Origin of the sequence: Falsihalocynthiibacter arcticus (assembly GCF_000812665.2) — a bacterium.
Lineage (GTDB): Bacteria > Pseudomonadota > Alphaproteobacteria > Rhodobacterales > Rhodobacteraceae > Falsihalocynthiibacter > Falsihalocynthiibacter arcticus.
In genome coordinates, this window is the sequence record NZ_CP014327.1 from 1,375,038 (window position 1) to 1,394,381 (window position 19,344).

15 protein-coding genes and 4 pseudogenes are annotated in these 19,344 nt (G+C 50.0%); 9 read left to right on the forward strand and 10 right to left on the reverse strand.

Annotated elements, in window-relative coordinates; translation table 11 throughout:
* Positions 1-32: 32 nt before the first annotated feature.
* From RC74_RS06800 to RC74_RS22065, 6 genes and pseudogenes are all read right to left on the reverse strand, one after another.
* Entirely contained in the window at positions 33-2,264 is a 2,232-nt protein-coding gene (locus RC74_RS06800) for an NADP-dependent isocitrate dehydrogenase (RefSeq protein ID WP_039000335.1), read from the reverse strand.
* A 288-nt stretch (positions 2,265-2,552) separates the two neighbouring features.
* Positions 2,553-2,930: a hypothetical protein gene (locus RC74_RS06805; RefSeq protein ID WP_039000255.1), complete on the reverse strand. Its 378-nt coding sequence runs from the start codon at positions 2,928-2,930 to the stop codon at positions 2,553-2,555.
* Positions 2,923-4,020 (reverse strand): EscU/YscU/HrcU family type III secretion system export apparatus switch protein, encoded by a 1,098-nt coding sequence (locus tag RC74_RS06810; RefSeq protein ID WP_039000254.1) that lies wholly within the window; start codon positions 4,018-4,020, stop codon positions 2,923-2,925. The genes RC74_RS06805 and RC74_RS06810 overlap by 8 nt, the downstream gene beginning before the upstream one ends.
* Entirely contained in the window at positions 4,017-4,784 is a 768-nt protein-coding gene (locus RC74_RS06815) for a flagellar biosynthetic protein FliR (RefSeq protein WP_052274599.1), read from the reverse strand. The genes RC74_RS06810 and RC74_RS06815 overlap by 4 nt, the downstream gene beginning before the upstream one ends.
* 8 nt (positions 4,785-4,792) lie before the next feature.
* A complete protein-coding gene (gene flhA / locus RC74_RS06820; RefSeq protein WP_039000252.1) occupies positions 4,793-6,886 on the reverse strand; it encodes a flagellar biosynthesis protein FlhA in 2,094 nt (697 codons plus the stop codon).
* Positions 6,887-7,257: 371 nt separating this feature from the next.
* Positions 7,258-7,514: pseudogene (locus RC74_RS22065) on the reverse strand (IS3 family transposase); the annotation flags it as partial.
* 276 nt (positions 7,515-7,790) lie between these two features.
* Between RC74_RS22065 and RC74_RS06825 the strand changes: the two are divergent.
* From RC74_RS06825 to RC74_RS22675, 5 genes and pseudogenes are all read left to right on the forward strand, one after another.
* Positions 7,791-9,326: a flagellin gene (locus RC74_RS06825; RefSeq protein WP_039000251.1), complete on the forward strand. Its 1,536-nt coding sequence runs from the start codon at positions 7,791-7,793 to the stop codon at positions 9,324-9,326.
* An 80-nt stretch (positions 9,327-9,406) separates the two neighbouring features.
* Positions 9,407-9,784: a flagellar biosynthesis regulator FlaF gene (gene flaF, locus RC74_RS06830; RefSeq protein ID WP_039000250.1), complete on the forward strand. Its 378-nt coding sequence runs from the start codon at positions 9,407-9,409 to the stop codon at positions 9,782-9,784.
* Positions 9,781-10,188 (forward strand): flagellar biosynthesis repressor FlbT, encoded by a 408-nt coding sequence (gene flbT, locus RC74_RS06835; RefSeq protein ID WP_039000249.1) that lies wholly within the window; start codon positions 9,781-9,783, stop codon positions 10,186-10,188. Before flaF ends, flbT begins: the two co-directional genes overlap by 4 nt.
* On the forward strand, positions 10,185-11,009 hold the full coding sequence (locus tag RC74_RS06840) for a DUF1217 domain-containing protein (protein WP_039000247.1): 825 nt from the start codon (positions 10,185-10,187) through the stop codon (positions 11,007-11,009). The genes flbT and RC74_RS06840 overlap by 4 nt, the downstream gene beginning before the upstream one ends.
* A gap of 114 nt (positions 11,010-11,123) precedes the next feature.
* Positions 11,124-12,297: pseudogene (locus tag RC74_RS22675) on the forward strand (IS3 family transposase).
* A gap of 378 nt (positions 12,298-12,675) precedes the next feature.
* Here RC74_RS22675 and RC74_RS06855 read toward each other — a convergent pair.
* Positions 12,676-13,035 carry a hypothetical protein gene (locus tag RC74_RS06855; protein ID WP_039003969.1) on the reverse strand — a complete coding sequence of 120 codons (360 nt, stop codon included), beginning with the start codon at positions 13,033-13,035 and terminating at the stop codon, positions 12,676-12,678.
* Positions 13,028-13,243 (reverse strand): rod-binding protein, encoded by a 216-nt coding sequence (locus tag RC74_RS23705; RefSeq protein ID WP_236940073.1) that lies wholly within the window; start codon positions 13,241-13,243, stop codon positions 13,028-13,030. Before RC74_RS23705 ends, RC74_RS06855 begins: the two co-directional genes overlap by 8 nt.
* Positions 13,244-13,437: 194 nt before the next feature.
* On the opposite strand from RC74_RS23705, the gene RC74_RS06865 reads away from it, so the two are divergent.
* From RC74_RS06865 to RC74_RS06880, 4 genes and pseudogenes are all read left to right on the forward strand, one after another.
* Positions 13,438-14,487 carry a hypothetical protein gene (locus RC74_RS06865; RefSeq protein WP_062628159.1) on the forward strand — a complete coding sequence of 350 codons (1,050 nt, stop codon included), beginning with the start codon at positions 13,438-13,440 and terminating at the stop codon, positions 14,485-14,487.
* 23 nt (positions 14,488-14,510) lie between these two features.
* Positions 14,511-15,341: a flagellar hook-length control protein FliK gene (locus tag RC74_RS06870; RefSeq protein ID WP_156477422.1), complete on the forward strand. Its 831-nt coding sequence runs from the start codon at positions 14,511-14,513 to the stop codon at positions 15,339-15,341.
* Positions 15,342-15,353: 12 nt separating this feature from the next.
* Positions 15,354-15,926: pseudogene (locus RC74_RS06875) on the forward strand (flagellar hook capping FlgD N-terminal domain-containing protein); the annotation flags it as partial.
* Positions 15,927-16,119: 193 nt separating this feature from the next.
* Positions 16,120-16,980 (forward strand): phosphotransferase, encoded by an 861-nt coding sequence (locus tag RC74_RS06880; RefSeq protein ID WP_039003973.1) that lies wholly within the window; start codon positions 16,120-16,122, stop codon positions 16,978-16,980.
* Position 16,981: 1 nt separating this feature from the next.
* On the opposite strand, the pseudogene ubiB reads toward RC74_RS06880, so the two are convergent.
* Positions 16,982-18,513: pseudogene (gene ubiB, locus RC74_RS06885) on the reverse strand (2-polyprenylphenol 6-hydroxylase).
* Positions 18,514-19,266 carry a bifunctional demethylmenaquinone methyltransferase/2-methoxy-6-polyprenyl-1,4-benzoquinol methylase UbiE gene (ubiE, locus tag RC74_RS06890; protein WP_039003975.1) on the reverse strand — a complete coding sequence of 251 codons (753 nt, stop codon included), beginning with the start codon at positions 19,264-19,266 and terminating at the stop codon, positions 18,514-18,516.
* Positions 19,267-19,344 lie beyond the last annotated feature (78 nt).

Sequence of the window (19,344 nt, forward strand, 5' to 3'; positions counted from 1 at the left end):
TTGGCCAATGAGATGGCCAACCGAGTTTTCACTTATCCAACAATCGCGTTAAATGTCGCGCTTGGGCGCATTACGGCGACGGTTTTCTCAAGATCCGTGTGATAGTAGCCGCCTAGATCAGCAGCTTGACCCTGTGTTGCGGACAGCTCAGCCAGAATAACATCCTGTTTCGCTGCCAATTCCGCCGCGATTGGCGCGAAATGCGCAGCAAGGTCGGCATCGTCGGTTTGAGCAGCCAAAGCTTCTGCCCAATACAGCGCAAAGAAGTAATGGCTATCGCGGTTGTCAAGTTGACCCACTTTACGGCCAGGAGATTTCCCCGTGTCCAAAAGTTTTTCAGTTGCGTCATCTACGGCGCGGCCCAAAACAGCAACTCTAGGATCGCCCTTACTCTCGGCAAGGAACGTTAAAGATTCACCAAGTGCGCAGAACTCACCAAGGGAATCCCAACGCAAGTGCCCTTCAGACACCAGTTGCTGAACGTGTTTAGGGGCAGAACCACCAGCACCCGTTTCGAACATACCGCCACCGTTCATCAACTTAACGATCGAGAGCATTTTTGCTGACGTTCCCAATTCAAGGATCGGGAAAAGGTCGGTGAGATAGTCGCGCAAGACGTTCCCCGTGATCGAAATCACGTCCTTACCCTGACGAATAAGTTCAAGGCTATAACGCGTAGCCTCGCGGGGGGCCATGATCTGAAGACCCAAATCATTGGCGCCCTCTTCGGTCAGGATTGCTTTGACCGCTTTGATCAATTGTGCATCATGAGCGCGGTTTTCATCTAGCCAAAACACCGCGGCAGAACCCGTTGCTTTCTGACGGCTGATGCCCAGTTTTACCCAGTCTTTGATCGGAGCGGCATTCGCAGAAGATGAACGCCAAATATCGCCGGCCGCTACTTCATGGGAATGCAAGGTTTCTCCGTTGGCCAAAACGTAGCGAATTGTACCATTCGCGGGCGCTTCGAATGTTGTTGGATGCGAGCCGTATTCCTCGGCTTTCTGGGCCATGAGACCGACGTTGGAAACGCTACCCGATGTGGTCGGGTCTAAGGCACCCGTCTCTTTGAAATAGTTGATCGTTTCGTCATAAATACCCGCATAGCAATTGTCGGGAACCACGCATTTAGTGTCTGCGGCCTTGCCATCAGGACCCCAGCTTTTGCCTCCCGCACGGATGAGTGCCGGAAGCGATGCGTCGATGATCACGTCAGAGGAAACGTGAAGGTTGGTGATGCCTTTATCGGAATCCACCATGTAAAGCGGTGGTTTCGCAGCCATACTCGCCTCAATATCAGCAGCAATCTCGGCCTTTTTGTCGGCGGGGAGGCCGTCGATTTTTGCCAATAGATCACCGATTCCATTATTCGGATTTGCACCCAATTCTGCCAAAACATCAGCGTGCTTGGTGAATACATCTTCAAGGTAAACGTAAACAAAATGACCGAAAATGATAGGATCCGAAACCTTCATCATCGTTGCTTTGAGATGAACGGAGAACAGGACGCCTTGCGCCGCCGCGTCGACTATTTCATTGCGGATAAAGGCACGCAATGCAGTTGCGCTCATGAAAGTCGCGTCTACGACCGTGCCTTCGAGAAGATTGAGATCACCTTTCAGCAGGGACACTTTACCTGCGGTATCAACAAATTCTATTTTCGCCTTGCCAGCTTGAGCCGCTGAAATCGTTGCCGATTTTTCATTGGCGTAGAAATCATTCCCGGGCATTGAAGCGACGTGGGTTTTGGATGTGGAAGCCCATGCACCCATCGAATGTGGATTTTTCATCGCATAGTTTTTTACAGCCCGTGCGGACCGACGATCAGAGTTGCCTTCCCGCAAAACAGGATTAACCGCACTCCCTTTAATCGCGTCATAGCGCGCCTGAAGGGATTTTTCCGCTTCAGTTTGGGGGTTCTCAGGGTAGTCTGGAACGGCAAAGCCTTGCACTTGCAACTCGGAAATCGCAGCAGACAGTTGGGGAATAGATGCCGAAACGTTTGGCAGTTTAATCACATTGGCTTCGGGAGTTTTTACAAGTTCACCCAATACGGCAAGGTCGTCAGACTGGCGTTGACCCTCAGTAAGAAACTCTGGAACCGTCGCCAAAATTCTGCCCGCCAGGGAAATATCTCGGGTACCGACGGTGACGTCGACTGTCGAAGCAAAGGATTGAATGATGGGCAGGAGTGAGACGCTAGCGAGTTGGGGAGCTTCGTCTACAATGGTATACAATATGTCGGGGCGTTTTTTATCTGACATCGATTTAAACCTTTTTGCGTTTTTCGGAGATGAGCGCACCAAACGATTGAGTGCCACAAGTTTTTGAAATGCTCGTGACACTCCAAAAACGATTTTGAGAATGCCACCAAGCGCTGCTTATTAGGGCATAAATCAAGATGGTAGGAATTTCAATCCGAACGAGAATATATCGACGATAATAACAGTACTATTTGTTTATCTAACAGGCTTCGCTACGGTAGATTGTTCCAAAATCCCCGTACTTCTCCATATCATTCGACAAACTATAGCCGAGGTTTTGTGATAATATCAGAGACTCATTTTCTTCTTGGCCATATTTGTGTCGCGCTTCATTAGCTCTTTCACGGCTTCGGACCTGCCAAACATCGCCTGTGTTTTCTTTCGTTGTTTTTCCATTTCCACCCGCAAAACGGCTTGCTCTTGGTTCAGGCTCATTGATTTTTGAGTACACCACTCCTCCCATTTGGAAAAAGCGCCCGCAAGCAAGGACGGATCCATTCCGTTTGCCTCTGTCAAAGTAACCGCTTGTTGGCCTTTAGACTCACGAATTCTAAGGATTTCATCCGAAAGCCGCTGCTGATCTGCCGAAATTTTTTTAAGCTTGAACAATTCGATATCCAGCAGGGTCGCTGAAAGGTTTTTCAGGTTTTTAAGGCGTTTATCCAAACGGTTTCACCCCGTAACCGCGTGCCTTCTTGCGTATTTTTTCGGCGAAGCGGATTGCCGCGGCGACGGCTTGATAATGTGTTGCATGAATTTCATGGCCAATTTCCACAACTGCAAAAATGGCACGTGCCGTGGGAGGATCGCTGTGAATGGGGACGCCATGCTCGCTCGCTAGTTCCCTTATGGTTGCGGCAACTTCATCAACCCCTTTTGCAACACAAATTGGGGCGCCGCCATTGGCACGATCCCACTTTAAGGCAACCGCATAATGGGTCGGGTTAACAATGATGACATCAGCCTTCCCAACGTCCGACATCATTTGACTCATGGCAATTTCGTAGCCCTTTTGGCGACGTTTCTGCTTCACGTGCGGGTCGCCTTCGCTGTTTTTGTGTTCGTCTTTCATATCCTTGTGCGACATTCGGTTTTTGCGCATGTGCTCCTGATACTGAAACAGAAAATCCAAAACACCAAGGGTGGTTGCAATAATGAGGACGATGAAGAAGAACTTCATCACCAGTTCCAGTAATACTGTTGTGGCCATTGCGGGTGTCATATGGACCGTGGCAACAATGGTGAGAACATTTTGATATAGAAACACACCCAGAACGACGCCATATATTCCAAGTTTTACGAAGCTTTTAAAGAACTCAAAAATTCCCGCGCGCCCGAACTTATTTTTGGCGTTTGAGATGGGCGAAATTCGCGACAATTTCGGTGCAAGTTTGTCGGGGGCCACGACAAAACTTTTCTGGGCTACAATCATTACAATTACAAGCAAGCTCGGGAGTGCGAACCACGGCGACATAATTTTAAGGGTCGACATCATAATGCTTCCGGTCACGGGAAGGCCGTTGCCTTCAAAAAGCGTGGGGGCAATTCTATCCGATTGGCCGATAATACTCGCCAACAATTGCCCCATGTCCTTCATGCTGCTGCTTCCAACCGCATAGGCGGCGACGAGAAATCCACCATAGCCTGCGGCAGTCATGAGGTCGGTCGATTTTGGTACCTCACCCTTTTTGCGCGCATCATCCAATTTCTTTTGCGTCGGTTCGTGTTGCTTGTCGTCGTCATCGTCGTCACTCATCTCATCACACCAAATGGTGCTTGAAGAAATACCGACAGTTCGTCCCACCAAACCGCCAATAGAACCGGAGCAACAATCAAAAGAAGGGCCATGCCTCCAAGGGTGATCGCGGGTGCGCCCACCATTGCAACCATCAACTGAGGCATGGCGCGGTTGATAACCCCGAGCGCGACATTATAAACAAGAGAAGCAATGACAAACGGCGCGGCGAGGGAAAACGCGAGGGAAAAGGCGCTTGCGATTCGGGCGACGCCCCATTGTGAAACATCGCTTGCTTGGGGAACGTCCCCAGGCCCGAAGACGTTATAGGAAAGGATGAAAGCCTCGGCAATTCTGATGTGGAGCCCATTCATCACGGCCAGCGCGAGGCCCGCCATAAGTAGCAATTGTCCGATTGCGGCCGTTGGCTCAGCCTGTGCAGATCCCAATATTTGCGACAGCGAAGTTGCCTGCGCTGCAATTGATCCCGCCATTTGCAAAGAAAAAACAAACAATCTTAGCCCCAAACCCAGTATCAAACCGACGAGAATCTCACTCGCATATCCTCCCCAAGCTTGGCCTTCAGCCATAGTATAGGCACGAATTTCCACTGAAACCGCGGGATAGACAACGGCTGTAAAAGCAATGGCCAGGCCTAGGCGAACACGCTGTGGAATGGATTGTTCACCGAACGCTGGAAGAAGGGAAAGGGCTGCTCCTACTCGCAGAAAAACGAAAAAGAAGGACGTGAGTTCGTCTTTTCCCCAGCCACTGATGAGTTCCATTGCTTCATTCATAAAGGCACGAAACCTACGAGGGCAGGGCGCGCATCCGTCCCAATTTCTTCGAACGACAGGACAGGATTGCTTATTCCCTTGGCCGACAGCACAGTGCGGATAAAGCGTCTCCTGAGCCGAGACGTTACGATTGCGGGATAGGTTCCTGCCTCCGCAGCCCGCGCAATGCGATCAGCGACGCCGTCCGCCAATTTATTGAACTCAAGCGGGGGGAGCGCCACATCCACCTGACCGCGATCCCCAACCATTTGATACAGATTGAAAGACGCCTCCCACTCAGGCGCCAATTGAATCAATGGGATTGTGCCATCGGCTCGCTTGATATCAGCGACCAGTTGGAAGCCTAATCGCTGTCGAACATGTTCGCAAATTCCCTCGGCGCTCGGATAGATTGGCCTTGCCTCGGCAGTCGCCTCAAGAATGAGCGGCAAATTGCGCACGGAAACTTGCTCCTCCAAGAGGAGCCGCATGACATTCAAAAGAAGATCTACTGGAACCTTCTCAGGAACAAGCTCGTCCAACATTTGCCGATTGGCGGCAGCCCGGTTTTCGTCGGACAGGTTTGTCAAAGCCGCTAGAATTTTGCGCAAAGCCTTCAACGTTAAGAGTCGCGGGAAGTTTCGCTTAATGACTTCAAGCAAGTGCGTTGCAAGAACCTCGCTTGAGTTCACAATTGTGGACCCAGATAGAGCCGCCTCGTCTTGGTCCTCTTGAGCGATCCATCGCGCGGGAGCCCCGTAAACAGGCTCGCTAACATCCTGCCCTGAAGGAAGAGAATCCCCACCATCAAGCATCAGCGCCAAAACTTTTTCAGGGTGCAGCACGTCTCTTGCCTGCTCGACTCCCTGGACGCGAATGATATACGAGCCAGCTGGCAATGAAGCCTCGTCTGTCAAACGAATTTCGGGCAGAATCAGCCCGTATTCGGTGGCCACATGCGTTCGCATATTCTCAATTCTGGCATCCAAACCTGTCGCCGGATCCAATATCATGTTAATGAGATCGGGCGAAAATTCGACGTGGATGTCGTCCAGATCCAAAGTGTCTCCGATGGGTTTCTTTTCCGTTTTGGGAAGCGCATTTTCGGTTACTGCCGTCTCGGTTTTCTTCTCTTTGGCCAACCGTTTATGAACTAGCCATGAGCAGTATCCCAAAGTAAGAGCGCCGGCGATAAACGGTAAAAACGGAAGTCCTGGAACGAGCGCGAAAAGCGCCATCAATACGGCCACGGTTCCCAAGGCAGCAGGGTGCCTTCCGAGTTGCGCGACCATTGCCAAATCCGTCGAACCCGTTGTGCCACCACGCGCCAAAAGCAACGCGGATGCGATCGATATAATCACCGCAGGAATTTGAGAAACGAGGCCGTCCCCAATTGTTAAGATGGCATATGTTTCAAAGGCCCGACCAATTGGCATGTCGTGGATTGCTACGCCAATAATCAAACCCATAACCAAATTTAGGAGGGTAATAAGAAGCCCAGCGATTGCGTCGCCTTTTACAAACTTTGAGGCACCATCCAGTGACCCGAAGAACGTCATTTCAGCCTGATCTTTTTCGCGTCGCTCCTTTGCTTCATTGTGGTCGATGGCTCCGGCGGACATATCGGCATCAATTGCGAGCTGTTTTCCAGGCATCGCATCAAGGGCAAAACGCGCTCCAACTTCCGCCATCCTCCCAGCACCCTTGGTGATCACGACAAAATTTACAATGAGAAGTACGCCAAAGACGACGAGGCCTAAAAAGACACTTCCACCCATAACGAAACTAGCGAAGCCCTGAATGACATCGCCTGCGGCACCTGGTCCCGTATGCCCCTGTCCAATGATCAGTTTGGTTGACGAAACATTGAGTGACAATCGCAACATCAGCGACGCGAGCAATACAGTGGGGAATGCCGAGAAATCTAACGGGCGTTCAATAAATAGCGTGACCGTGAACATGAGAATAGCTAGTGCAAAGGACGTCGCAAGGCCTATGTCCAGAACCCATGCTGGCACCGGTAAAATCATCATGACGATGATAGCCATCAGCACCAATGCGAGTAATACAGTGGGGCTAAATAGGTTCGAAACTGACAGCTTTGTTTCCATTCTGGAACTAACTTTCTTCAATTTTATTAGGTAGTTTTCGACAGGCCAATCGAGAAAATGTGGTCAACGTTTTTCAATCAGAAATAAATCGACTAGATTCGATGCCTCGATAACAAATGCGTTGCAGTGACACCTGTAGACTTAAGATTGGAAGCTATTTTAAGGACTGGAGGTGCAAAGCAATTGGTGGAATTTTCTATCCCAAACAGCCGTTGCACTCGCATTCTCCGAGTTAAAGAATTCAGGGACGTCATGATCATCATTGAGACAGCACTTCCAGATAATGTTTAATGAAAATTATCCGGAAACCGTTTATAAAGTGTAAGGAATACGGTGATCATCCCATTTTTATTAAGGCTCAGCCGTAGATTTTATTCGGCTGCTTTTAGTTTCATTGCGGGGGTTATGCCTCCAATGCCCATGGGAAGCTCGTTGTTGTAAGTCCAGAGCGATTGTAACACTCAATATGAGCGTTTTATGGGCCATTGTCGGCGCGTATGCTCCGAGGTTTTCCACGCCACTCAATGATTTGGTTTAAGCTCTGGACGACGCGCTCTGTGGGTAATGAGAAATCCACGTCAATTCACAGACCTTCGAGATTGAAGTTTTGCAGCAAGTTCCACGTTCGGATTGCCTGGCGTACGCAAGCTGATGCGCCCCATAGAACCTGTTGCGCTCGTGTCAGATGATGAAACTCCAAATTTTAGTAAAATTCTACAAAACTTAGACTGCACACTTAGGGTTCTCTTAGGTTTTGTCCTTCAGTTTGGATGAACATCTCCAAGCGGGATGATGCGGCGAGAAATAATATGACCGTCGTAAATGTCAGAATGACATCAGCTGCGCCTTAGTCGGTGCGAAATGAAAACCGGCGCAAAAGCGTCTTAGGAATTAGGAAAACACGATGTCCAGCATTCTGACAAACACAGGCGCGATGGTCGCGCTTCAAACTCTAAAAGGTGTAAATGCCAGCATGGCGACTACGCAAAACGAAATTTCCACTGGTAAATCCGTGTCTTCGGCCAAGGATAATTCTGCAGTTTGGGCAATTTCAAAAGTGATGGAGGCAGATGTGAGTGGGTTTAAGGCGATTTCCGACAGTCTATCGCTAGGTGAATCGACTGTGGCAGTTGCGAGACAAGCGTCTGAGACCGTGACGGACCTCCTAACAGACATCAAAGGTAAAATTGTTGCCGCTCAAGAAGAGAATGTAGACCGAACAAAAATTCAAACGGATATCTCGGCTCTTCGTGATCAGATTACGGCAGTTGTTGGGGCGGCTCAGTTCAATGGTTTGAATTTGGTTCAAGGTACTGAGGACGTCAACGTTTTGTCTTCACTTGATCGATCGAGCGATGGTTCAGTAACAGCCACAAATATTAAAGTTTCACGTCAAGATCAAACTACGACTGCGGGTACATTTGGATCGGGTACTTCAATTGCCGCCAATGCCGTTGTTGCAGATAGCGCTACTGCAGTAGCTTCAGCAGCAAACACTGCAGTTGTCACCTATGCGGATACATGGGCAGCTGCTGACACAGCGCAATTAACTGTTGCGGGGGTTGATCTTAGCTTTACGGCAACAGGAACAGATGTCACAGACGTTGCGTCGTATTTTGCCGGTGCAATTAATGGCCTAGGTCTGGAGGGCGTTACGGCTTCAAACACCGCGGGTGTGCTAACGATTAGCTCAACGCGGGCGTTTGAAGGTATGAATGTTAAGTCGACAGCAACTACGGCAGGAGACGGCTCTTCAGACATTACTGCTGTAAACGGGGCTGGCCCGACCGGCACCAACACAGCCTCAGACAGTACGATTGCTCAACGCTCAGAGAAAATTGACTTATCGACTGTGGCCGCTGTCGCAGATGGCGATGGATACAAAGTAACTGTAGGTTCCAGTTCTTACAACTATATCGCCGGAAAAGACGAGTCGATGGAAGACGTAGCCAAAGGGCTTAAAACCGCGATTGATGGCGGCAGTATTGCTGGCGTAACGACCAAAGTTGTCCAGGATGCAACGACCAAGGCTTGGAGTCTTCAAGTTGACAATGACGGAACTGGATCGGCGTCTCTTGCGTTTTCGACCGCTGGCAATGCTGGTGGCAAGGCCTCGGGTGGCCTCTTCGGCTTGGACAAAATTGATGTTCGTACTAATGCAGGCGCTAATGCAGCGTTAGATAGCATTGAAAACTTGATCCAATCCTCGATCGACGCTGGAGCTAATTTTGGTTCTACTCAGTCACGAATTGAAAACCAAAGCGACTTCATCGGAAAGCTGACCGATTCTCTGAAATCGGGTATTGGCACGCTAGTGGATGCGGATATGGAAGAAGTGTCCGCACGCCTGACGGCACTTCAAACACAGCAACAATTGGCTGTGCAGTCTCTGTCCATCGCAAACCAGGCACCTCAATCGATCCTCTCACTCTTCCGCTAAGCCGGTAAAAACCGGAGCGCCGGAAAGGCGCTCCGGACACAAATTTAACTTTATTGTGCTATTTCCTGGAAGGACTCACAGTGAACGCATTACATCAGGCCAAAACGGCTTACGGCTCAACCCAAAAGACAACTCGCACCTCACGTGGAATTGAATACGAGGCGTTTGCTCGCATAACCCACGCCTTAAAGGTTGCAGAAGCCAAAGGTAAACAGGGTTTTAGGGAACTCGCCATGGCTTTGCATCAAAATCGCCAGCTTTGGACAATTCTCGCCTCAGACGTTTCTGAAGAAAGTAATGCACTACCTGAAGAGTTGCGCGCCCGAATTTTCTATTTAGCAGAGTTCACGAATTTCCACACTCGCCGAATTCTTAAAGACGAAGCGTCCGCAGAAGTCTTGGTCGACGTCAACTCCTCAATAATGCGTGGGTTAAGAGCAGGGGCGGTGGCGAAATGAGTGGTCTGGTATTGAAATTGGGTCCAAAAGAGCGTGTTCTAATTAATGGGGCGGTAATCGAAAACGGAGATCGGCGCTCGCGCCTTTCAATTGTTACACCAAACGCTAATATTTTACGCCTACGAGACGCAATACATCCAGAGGAAGTAAATACACCTGTCCGCCGTGTGTGCTATATTGCACAACTGGTGTTGTCCGGTGATGCGGACAAAAGCGAAGCCAAAATCCAAATGCTACGGGGGATCGAGCAGTTGAGCCAAGTCCTTGTGGATTTAGATAGTCGAGATCAACTAACAGCAGCAACTGATGCAGTGTTAGAAGAGCAATACTACCAAGCATTAAAGCTACTTCGCACACTTCTCCCACGCGAAGAGCGGTTGATGGCCGCCGCAAGACTATTATGACCTTCCAAGCTCTTATTCCTCTCTCGGGATATGCTGGATGGACATTCTTGACTCGCACAAGAGAATCTCAACAAGAAGTGCATGATAATTCCCCACTGATTTCAAGAGAAGTAGAATACTTCAAGGAAAATATTTCGAAAATTTCCACGGCCAAAGAATTGGTCAATGACCGGACTCTTTTGAAGGTTGCCCTCGGAGCGTTCGGGCTCGATGCTGATTTGCCAAATAAAGCATTTGTTGAGAAAGTGCTGGTGGAAGGTTCACTGTTGGAAGACGCTTTTGCGCATCGCCTTAGCGACAAGCGCTATTTAGAAATGACGGTAGCCTTTGGTTTTGATCTTGGAACTCCAAGGTCAAAACTATCCGACTTTGGAGACAAAATTGTCAAGGCGTATAAGGGACGCCAGTTTGAAGTGGCCGTTGGGCAGGCAAATGAGGGCATGCGTTTAGCTTTAACGGTTCAAAGAGATTTGACCGACATAGCCAATGGTGACATGACCTCAAATAGCAAATGGTTTACCGTAATGGGAAACCCGCCTTTGCGAAGCGTTTTTGACACTGTGTTCAACTTACCGTCTTCGTTTGGTGCTTTGGATCTTGATAGGCAGCTTGAAGTTTTTCAAGATAGAGCAGAAAGATTATTTGGTTCAAGTGACCTAACACAATTTTCCGACCCAGAGAAACAAGAAGAGTTAATTCAACAGTTTCTAGTCCGCTCTCAACTTAATAGCATTAATATCGGTGTTCAGTCTGGGCGGGCAGCACTGTCCTTGCTTCAAAATTCGCGCTCATATTTCTCCAATTCCCAACAATTCTTCTAGTCTGGCTGTGAACCTAGTAAACCTCTCCCTAAGTTTCAGACACTAATGTACTGACCTGATCCGCTAAAACTCCTCCAGATTTGTGTAGAGTCCGCCCAACAAAAGGACGGACAAATGAAGGCACGATTTACGGACGAACAGATTATTGCGATGATCAAGGAACAGGAATCTGGCGAGAAGACTGCTGATGTCTGTCGGCGGCACGGGATCCATTGGCTGGCAGGTTAATGCATAGCATTGACCGAGAAGCAGTTCAGCGACGTTTTACAAATACAAATCGAAGTATGGCGGGATGGAACCTTCTGACGCGAAGCGGCTGAGAGCTTTGGAAGACGAGAACGGTAAGCTGAAGAAGCTGCTGGCCGAGCAGATGCTGGAGCGTGACTTTGTCCGCCATTGGTCTGAGGACAACGGTCGCGCGCTATGTTGCGAGACATCAATTCAAAAAAATGGTGACGCCTGCTGTGAGGCGGCAGGCGGTGGTTCATTTGTGCGAAGCGCACGGTGTGAGCCAGCGGCGGGCGTGTGATGTGCTGCAGATTGATCGATCAACGGTGCGGTATCTGTCGCGTCGTGGTGATGATGCCGAACTGCGAGATGCAATCAAGCGTGTGTCCAGAGAACGGCGTCGGTTTGGTTGCCGCCGCATCCATGTGATGATTGCGCGGGAGGGCTTTGAGGTAAACCACAAGAAAGTGAGGCGCATCTACCGTGAAGAGAAGCTTCAGGTGCGGCGCAGAGGTGGCAGGAAGCGTGCGTTGGGCACGAGAAAGCCGATGGTCCTCCCGATGGCCCAAACCAACGTTGGAGCTTAGATTTCGTGTCTGACGCGCTGACAGATGGACGTCGGTTTCGCATTCTGGCAGTTGTCGATGACTTCAGCCGCGAGAACTTGGTGCTGGTGGCCGACACGTCGCTATCCGGACACCGCGTTGCACGTGAGCTGGACAAGGTGATCGCAGAACGTGGCATGCCGAAGACAATAGCTTCAGACAACGGCACCGAGTTCACCAGCATGGCGATCCTCAAATGGGTTCAGAAAAGTGATATTGATTGGCACTATATCGCACCGGGCAAACCCCAGCAGAACGGCTTCATCGAAAGCTTCAACGGCAAGCTGCGAGATGAATGTTTGAATGAAACGTTATTTGGCACATTGCGCGATGCCCGCAAAACGCTTGAAGAATGGCAGGAGGATTACAACTGGCGCAGACCACATTCAGCATTGGGCAACCTCACCCCGATGGAATTTTTGCAAAGAAAGGCAATGGACAAGATGGCGGCCTAACGCCACAGATTTAACCCCAAGGACTCCGCGCAAAGCTGGAGGAGACTTGGGGCTCAGGTCAGTACGCAACCATTTTTTATTCTACTGGATTTCAACTCGAAGTAGATCGGATATGACGGGCTGGTCTGGTAAACCAAAGCAACGTCTAAAGCGGGAAAAGCTTAAGCCGTCGGCGGCGTCAGGCGCGCCAAACGATATATAGTTCATGGATTTCATGGCGGTTCTCCCACTTTGAAGTGGTCCGCTCGTTTGGTTTGGAAAGCGTAGAACTGAAGATGGCTATTGAGCGCCTCAAGTTGAAAGGGATTGTAGTGAAGTTACGGTAGGTTGAGGTTCTAATCGGGCAAGGTATGCCTCGGAAGGACGCAATCAGACAGATTAGGTGCGTCGTTCAAATCGAACGTTACCATTGCTTCCAAGTTGTTGGCGTTGCCCTGTATTTGTATACGTTGAGAGGGCTTTGTTTTGGCCTCGTATTGCTGTCAGCCGCCCATTTACACTGCGAATTGCACACACAGCAGCCCCCAAAAGTCGTTGATTCCGACTTGCTTTTATACGGATTCGGGCCAAAATTGCGGCTTCAGGTGCAGGCTCTTTTAAAAGTTTTTCCGTCAGAAGAGCCTTTGCTTGAGTAAACTTAGCGAAGTTCTCTATTGCACCAGCGAGGATGTTTTCACGTTCCTTATCTAGCAAGAGTTCTAACTCTACGGCCAAGGTGGCTGGGTGTGTACTATTCATTCTCGGACTCCTTCAAGGCTTCAAAAAGCGATTGAGCAAGGCCAATGCCGCCTTTCTCAACCATTGCTTCAGCTTGAGCTTGAACTAAAAAAGAACCGAATTGATCTTCCCCTGCTCCCCCTCCCAAATTCTCACGCGATTTTCCAAACCCAGCAGATTTCAACATTTCCGCAAGGAAACTGGCTTCAAGTTTTTTTGCGGCATCCATAAGCTTGGTATCTTCAGAGGATAGCGGCTTAGGGTTTGTTCTGTTCTGGGAAAATGTTGGTGCGATCAGATCGGACATCGGAATGCTTTCAATTCTAGACAGTTTCTCCAATATTGGATCAAACCAGTAAACATCTGGTAACCAAGTCATCACATAGTAGCACTACCACGAGGAAGAATTCCCGAAAGGCTACGATGAACAATTTTATTTCGATAGTTTCCCGCGCGCCAAGTAGTTTGGATTCGCATTCCAATGGGCCTTTGGTTCAAGGTGAAAGTGCAAGCCTACCTTCTCGCAACACTCGGGATGCTCAAAGTAAAGCTGGGCCTGCCCTAGTTTCAACTCCGCCTCAAAATGGGGCGAATACGGTGCCTGAGTTGAATGCCGACGCCACTTTCGGGGATATTTTCAATGGAAGCTTAGAGAAAAAACCTAGCAGTTCCAGCCTAGGAACACTCGAACGTCTCCTTGAGTATACTAATTTCACAAAAGGCGGTTCAACGTATTCCAACGCTGACGGAGCGATATCCGACGTCGCGAAAAAAGAACCGCAAGATGATTTGGATGCCGAAGTCTTATTTGGTCATCCGTCAAACATTCAAACATTACCCTTGAGTTTTGGAGGCCAACCCCCTGTTGAATTGACAGAAAGTACAAAAAGTATAACCGCCAGTACTACACTCGAAACTGATCTGCCAAAGGTTTCTTTTGATTTTGTTTCGCCAGTTCCTGTATCTGAATTGTCAGAAGGGACAGTGCCACTTCGTGATCTTGAACAAAGCATTACGTTGAAGACGGAAGCCGCCGACGAACCTTTCAAAACAGGGAAGGCCGAGACAACTTTCACCTCTTCCTCACTTCTAAATGGAAGTGCCACCTTGCAAGTGCCCAGCAGTGCGTCGCCGAACGTTCAAACGGAGAACGCCTCCTCCATGAGACACGCTGTGGATTCGCCGACAAGTCCGATGCCAACCGCAAATCCAGACAATAGTGCCGCGAACTCGGATTCTTCCACAAATTTTACTGAAGCTCACCAGATGCAATCGCAACTTCGTGACGCTACGTCGGTGCTTAGGGCAATGATGCCAACCTCACTTGAGGCCCGTGACGCGCGCCCTCAAGTTTCCGCAAGTAACGGTGAAGTTTTACGCGGAGTGTCTGCACCTGCAAAAGACAGGTTGGCAACTACTGGTCAGGACCGCGCCTATTCTCAAGCGCTTTTCACTTCAAAAGGGGGGGCGTGAGTTTGCAAAAGGACGGATTTCAAGTGAAACACGACGTGATAACCCTTGCAAAAGCGATCCCACAGAGCGCCGAACTCACGCCCTTACTAAATGGGCAACAACTGACAACGCAAAAGCTCAACTCAGCATCTCCTCAATCTATGCAGGGCAATTCTACTAACGTCATAAATGTAGTTCCTTTAACTTCGGAATCTGTTTCTTCAAATGAGCTCGCTGTGAAAACGGCTTCAACTCCAGGCGCCACTATACTTGCGCAAACCACGTCGACCACATCTCCGCCACAAGTTCCTAATGCCCTGATCGACACACCTTATAATATGGCCGCGCCTTTGGTCGAAGATTTTGCAAGTGACTTGAGTTTTACTCCGGACACGATGAGTTTAGAACCCAGCCGCGTTCCACTCGCACAATCCCAATACCAAGCTCTCGCGACCGCCCCACAATTACATCCCGATTTGGCGCGTTCAGTTGCACAACAACTGGCTTCCGCTTCAGTAGGCGAGGCCAATAGGCCGCTGGAACTAGCACTTTCTCCGGAGGAACTTGGACGTGTAAAGCTTACTTTTTCCCCCACTGAGGGTGGGATGGTCGTTTCGGTATTGGCCGAGCGACCGGAAACGCTCGATTTAATGCGCAGAAACATTAACTCCCTTGCGCAGGAATTTCTTGGAATGGGGTACGATCAAATTTCGTTCAATTTTAATCAATCTGGTTCCGAACAGCAGCAAAACGGCCAGTCTTCTCCGGATCAACCACATGTACCCCCATCAGAGTTCCAGTCTATTGGGACACCGGAAACGGGTCCGATTGCAATAGATCTGACGCAATCTGATCGTGTCGACATTCGTATATAAAAGGACGTTACAATGGAAGTTACCCAATCTTCGCCTGCACTCCAAACATCCTCCAGCCAGATTGTATCTGAATCCCAAACGGACGCCGCTTCGCTCTCGTCGGATTTTGACACTTTTCTCAAGATGTTGACTGCACAAGTCACCAATCAAGATCCCTTGAATCCAACAGATTCTACAGACTTTGCCGCACAGCTGGCGACGTTTTCTAATGTAGAGCAATCAGTGAAAACGAATGAACTCCTAGAAAACTTGGTCGCTCAATTTGGCGGTTCTGGGATGGCTGAAATGGCAAGTTGGGTAGGTATGGAGGCGCGGATCGAGGCCCCGGCGCATTTTTCAGGGAGCCCAGTTACAATTTCACCAAATCCGATTGTAGGAGCTGATCAGAATTTTCTTGTCGTGCGGGATTCCGACGGAACAGTCGTTCAGCGAAACGAGATTCCAGTGAGTGCAGGAGCGTTAGAATGGGCTGGCGTAGACGACAGCGGAGCGCCCTTTGAGAACGGTCTGTATACGTTTGCATTGGACAGTTTCAAAAACGGAGAACAAATGGGCGAGATTCCCGTTGAAGTTTATAGCCGTGTAACGGAAGCTCGGGGCGAAGGAGGGATAACAGTTCTTGTTCTGGAAGGGGGGCAATGGCTAACTCCGCAGATGTCACTGGCCTGCGCGAAGCTTCTTGATGTATTCTGTTTCATAGTTCACTTGCCTTGGAATCTACGCATCCCTAAATTGCATGAAACCAAGGATCGGCCTAAGTGGAATGTCTCTAACCTCTATGCAAACTCAACTCGCACGCGAGCTTTCGCAGAATTGTTTAGTGCCAAGCCAAGCAGCGTGGCAACAGTTGAGCGGTGGGCGCACCAATACCTGTTGGCGCATAAAAAATCAGGAAATCGATGTTGTTTGCAAATTGTTTCAAAAAGGGCAAAACAACCCTCTTTTTCCAAACAGTCCAAGCGACGAGTTCTCGGTACTCAAGTTACTCGAAAGAGCAAATCTTTCTCCCGATCCAGTTGCATACCAAGAAACGACTTTTGGTACTTGCGTGCTTTATTGCTTTCTTGATGGCGACGCCATTTCTGGCGTCGATGCGGGCGAAGTTGGCAAAACTCTTGCCCAACTGCACAACACGCCAATTCCGGTAAGAACCCATCTGCGAAAGCTTTCGCTTTCACCAAATGGAGTATCGCTTCACGGGGTAAAAATTTTGGATGTCTGCTCCTTTCGAACTGCACAGACACACCAAAAACTAATGCCGGTTCTTCCGAACTTGCCGGCGGCTACTCCGGTCTTGTTGCACGGGGATTTGGTGCCCGCAAATATCATTCGAACCAAGATAAGCGTGCGGTTTATTGATTGGCAGTGCCCCGCGCTTGGCGACCCCTGTGAGGATATTGCAACTTATTTGTCACCGGCGATGCAGTACCTGTATGCCGACGAACCGCTTGACGAGCATCAAGAAGCAGAATTCCTGCGCTCGTATGGGAACAAAGAAGTAATCGAACGTTATCATATCCTAAAACCGCTATACCACTGGCGCATGGCAGCATACTGCCTGTGGAAGGCAGAGGACGGTGTCGAAGATTATGCGCAGGGCTACGCGCTGGAAATGATGGCCCTTAATCGTCTCGTGTAAACTAAGAAACGTGCAGCCAGATCCAATGGCCGACGGTAACAACGCCCATCCCCGCGAGGAACACTAGCGCGTACACGCCCAAGCTTTTCTTCGGCGCGGTATCTGCCATAGTCGTGCGCGCAATTAGGGCTTGCTCGGCCATTCCGGGTAAAAGCGGGCCGAACCGGCTTAAAATCCGAAGAGTCTTGACCAAGTCTGACACCACTGCTTTGGGCCCAATGCTTTCTTTGATGTACCCTTCGACGATTGGCTGTGCCACGTGCCAAATGTTGATTTGTGGATCAAGCGACCTTGCCACGCCTTCGACGACAACCATCGTGCGCTGGAGGAGGATCAACTCGGTGCGTGTTTCCATCCCAAATCGCTCGGTGACTTCAAAGAGGTAGTGCAGGAGGCGGCCCATGGAAATTCCACTCGCTTCCATTCCGAAAATGGGCTCACCAACGGCGCGCAGTGCATTTGCGAATTCTTCTACATCACGGTCGGCGGGCACATACCCTGCTTCAAAATGGACCTGCGCGACGCGTTTGTAATCTCGGGTGATGAAGCCATAAAGGATTTCGGCATAGACGCGGCGTGTGTACTCGTCGATTCTCCCCATGATCCCAAAGTCATAGGCGATGATGTCGCCGTTCTCGGCAACCTTCATATTGCCCTGGTGCATGTCGGCGTGGAAGTACCCGTCGCGCAAGGCGTGGCTCAAAAAGAGTTGCAGCACGCGCGCACCGAGGGCTACGCGATCATGCCCCGCCGCATCTAAGGCTGCATTGTCGCCAATCGGCGTACCTTCTGCCCAACCAAGAACCATGACGCGGCGACCCGAGAGTTCCCAATTGGCGGCGGGAACTTGAAATGCTGAATCGTCTTTTGTGTTTGCGCCAAACTCCGATGCCGCAGCGCTTTCAAGCCGCAAGTCAAGTTCGCCGGTGACGCCTTTATCAAAGTGTCGGATCACTTCTGTTGGTCGCAACCTTCGAGACGCGGGCGATAGAAATTCAAAGACGCTGGCCGCAAAGTAAAAGGCATCAATGTCCTTTCGGAATGCCTTTTCAATACCGGGGCGTAGAACTTTCACCGCAACTTCTTGACCCGTTTTAGCCAACCGCGCACGGTGCACCTGTGCGATACTCGCGGCGGCCACAGCATCGCCAAATTCACTGAACAGTACATCACTTGAATAGGTCAATTCTTCGGCGACCGATGCTTTTGCGATTTCAGTCGGGAAGGGGGGAAGCTTGTCTTGTAAGACCCGAAGTTGCCGCGCTAAATCTTCTCCAGCAATATCGGGGCGCGTGGACAGAACTTGGCCAAATTTAATATACGCAGGCCCCAAGGCGTTAAGGGCGCGGGTCACAGGTGTTAATGCTGGGTCGCCTTTGACTCCAAGCCACTTAAATGGCCACGCCAATGATCGTAACGCCACACGAACAAGGGGGGCGCATCAATGGCTTCGAGAATCGGTGCCATTGCGCCATTGCGTTCAAACGTTGCACCCGTGCGAATGAGGCGCCAAATATTATGTGGGCCGCGCATCTAGATTTTCCATCCCGAATGAAGCGCCGCGATTCCCATGGAGAGGTTGCGGTACTTTACGTTCTCAAACCCTGCATTTCGGATCATCGACGCAAAGGTTTCCTGATCCGGAAAGTTCCGAATGGACTCCACAAGATATTGATAACTCTCGGAATCATTGGCAATGAGCTTACCCATTTTCGGGATCACATTGAACGAGTACAGATCATAAGCTTTCTGCATCAACTCATTGGGAAGCTGCGAGAATTCAAGCACCATAATCCGGCCACCTGGGCGCAAAACACGGTAGGCTTCCGCCAATGCATCGGGAATGCGCGTGACGTTCCGGATACCAAAACTGATGGTGTAGACGTCGAACGTGTTGCTCGGGAAGGGGAGGGCCATTGCGTCGCCGACCACCCAATCAAGCTCGTCGGCGCGCTCAATGGCTTCCTTGCGCTGCGCACCTGCAATCAGCATTCCTTCGGTCATATCACAGACAGTGGCGTGGCCATAACCAGCTCGCTTGAGGAATTTAAACGAAACATCTCCCGTTCCGCCCGCCACATCGAGCAGCTTCTGGCCTGCGCGCGGTGCAAGCCAATCCATCATCGCTTCTTTCCAGATGCGGTGGATGCCCATCGACATCGCGTCATTCATGACGTCATATTTACTCGCAACATTCGTGAAAACGCCGTGGACCATGCCCGCCTTTGCGTCTTCATCTACGGTTTGGAAACCGAAATGCGTGGTTTTCTGGGAATTATCGGTCATTTTGCCTTGCCCATTCTAATTCATCTCGACTCTTATATAGTGCTCACATGTGGTTACAACGTTCGCAATACTAAAGGA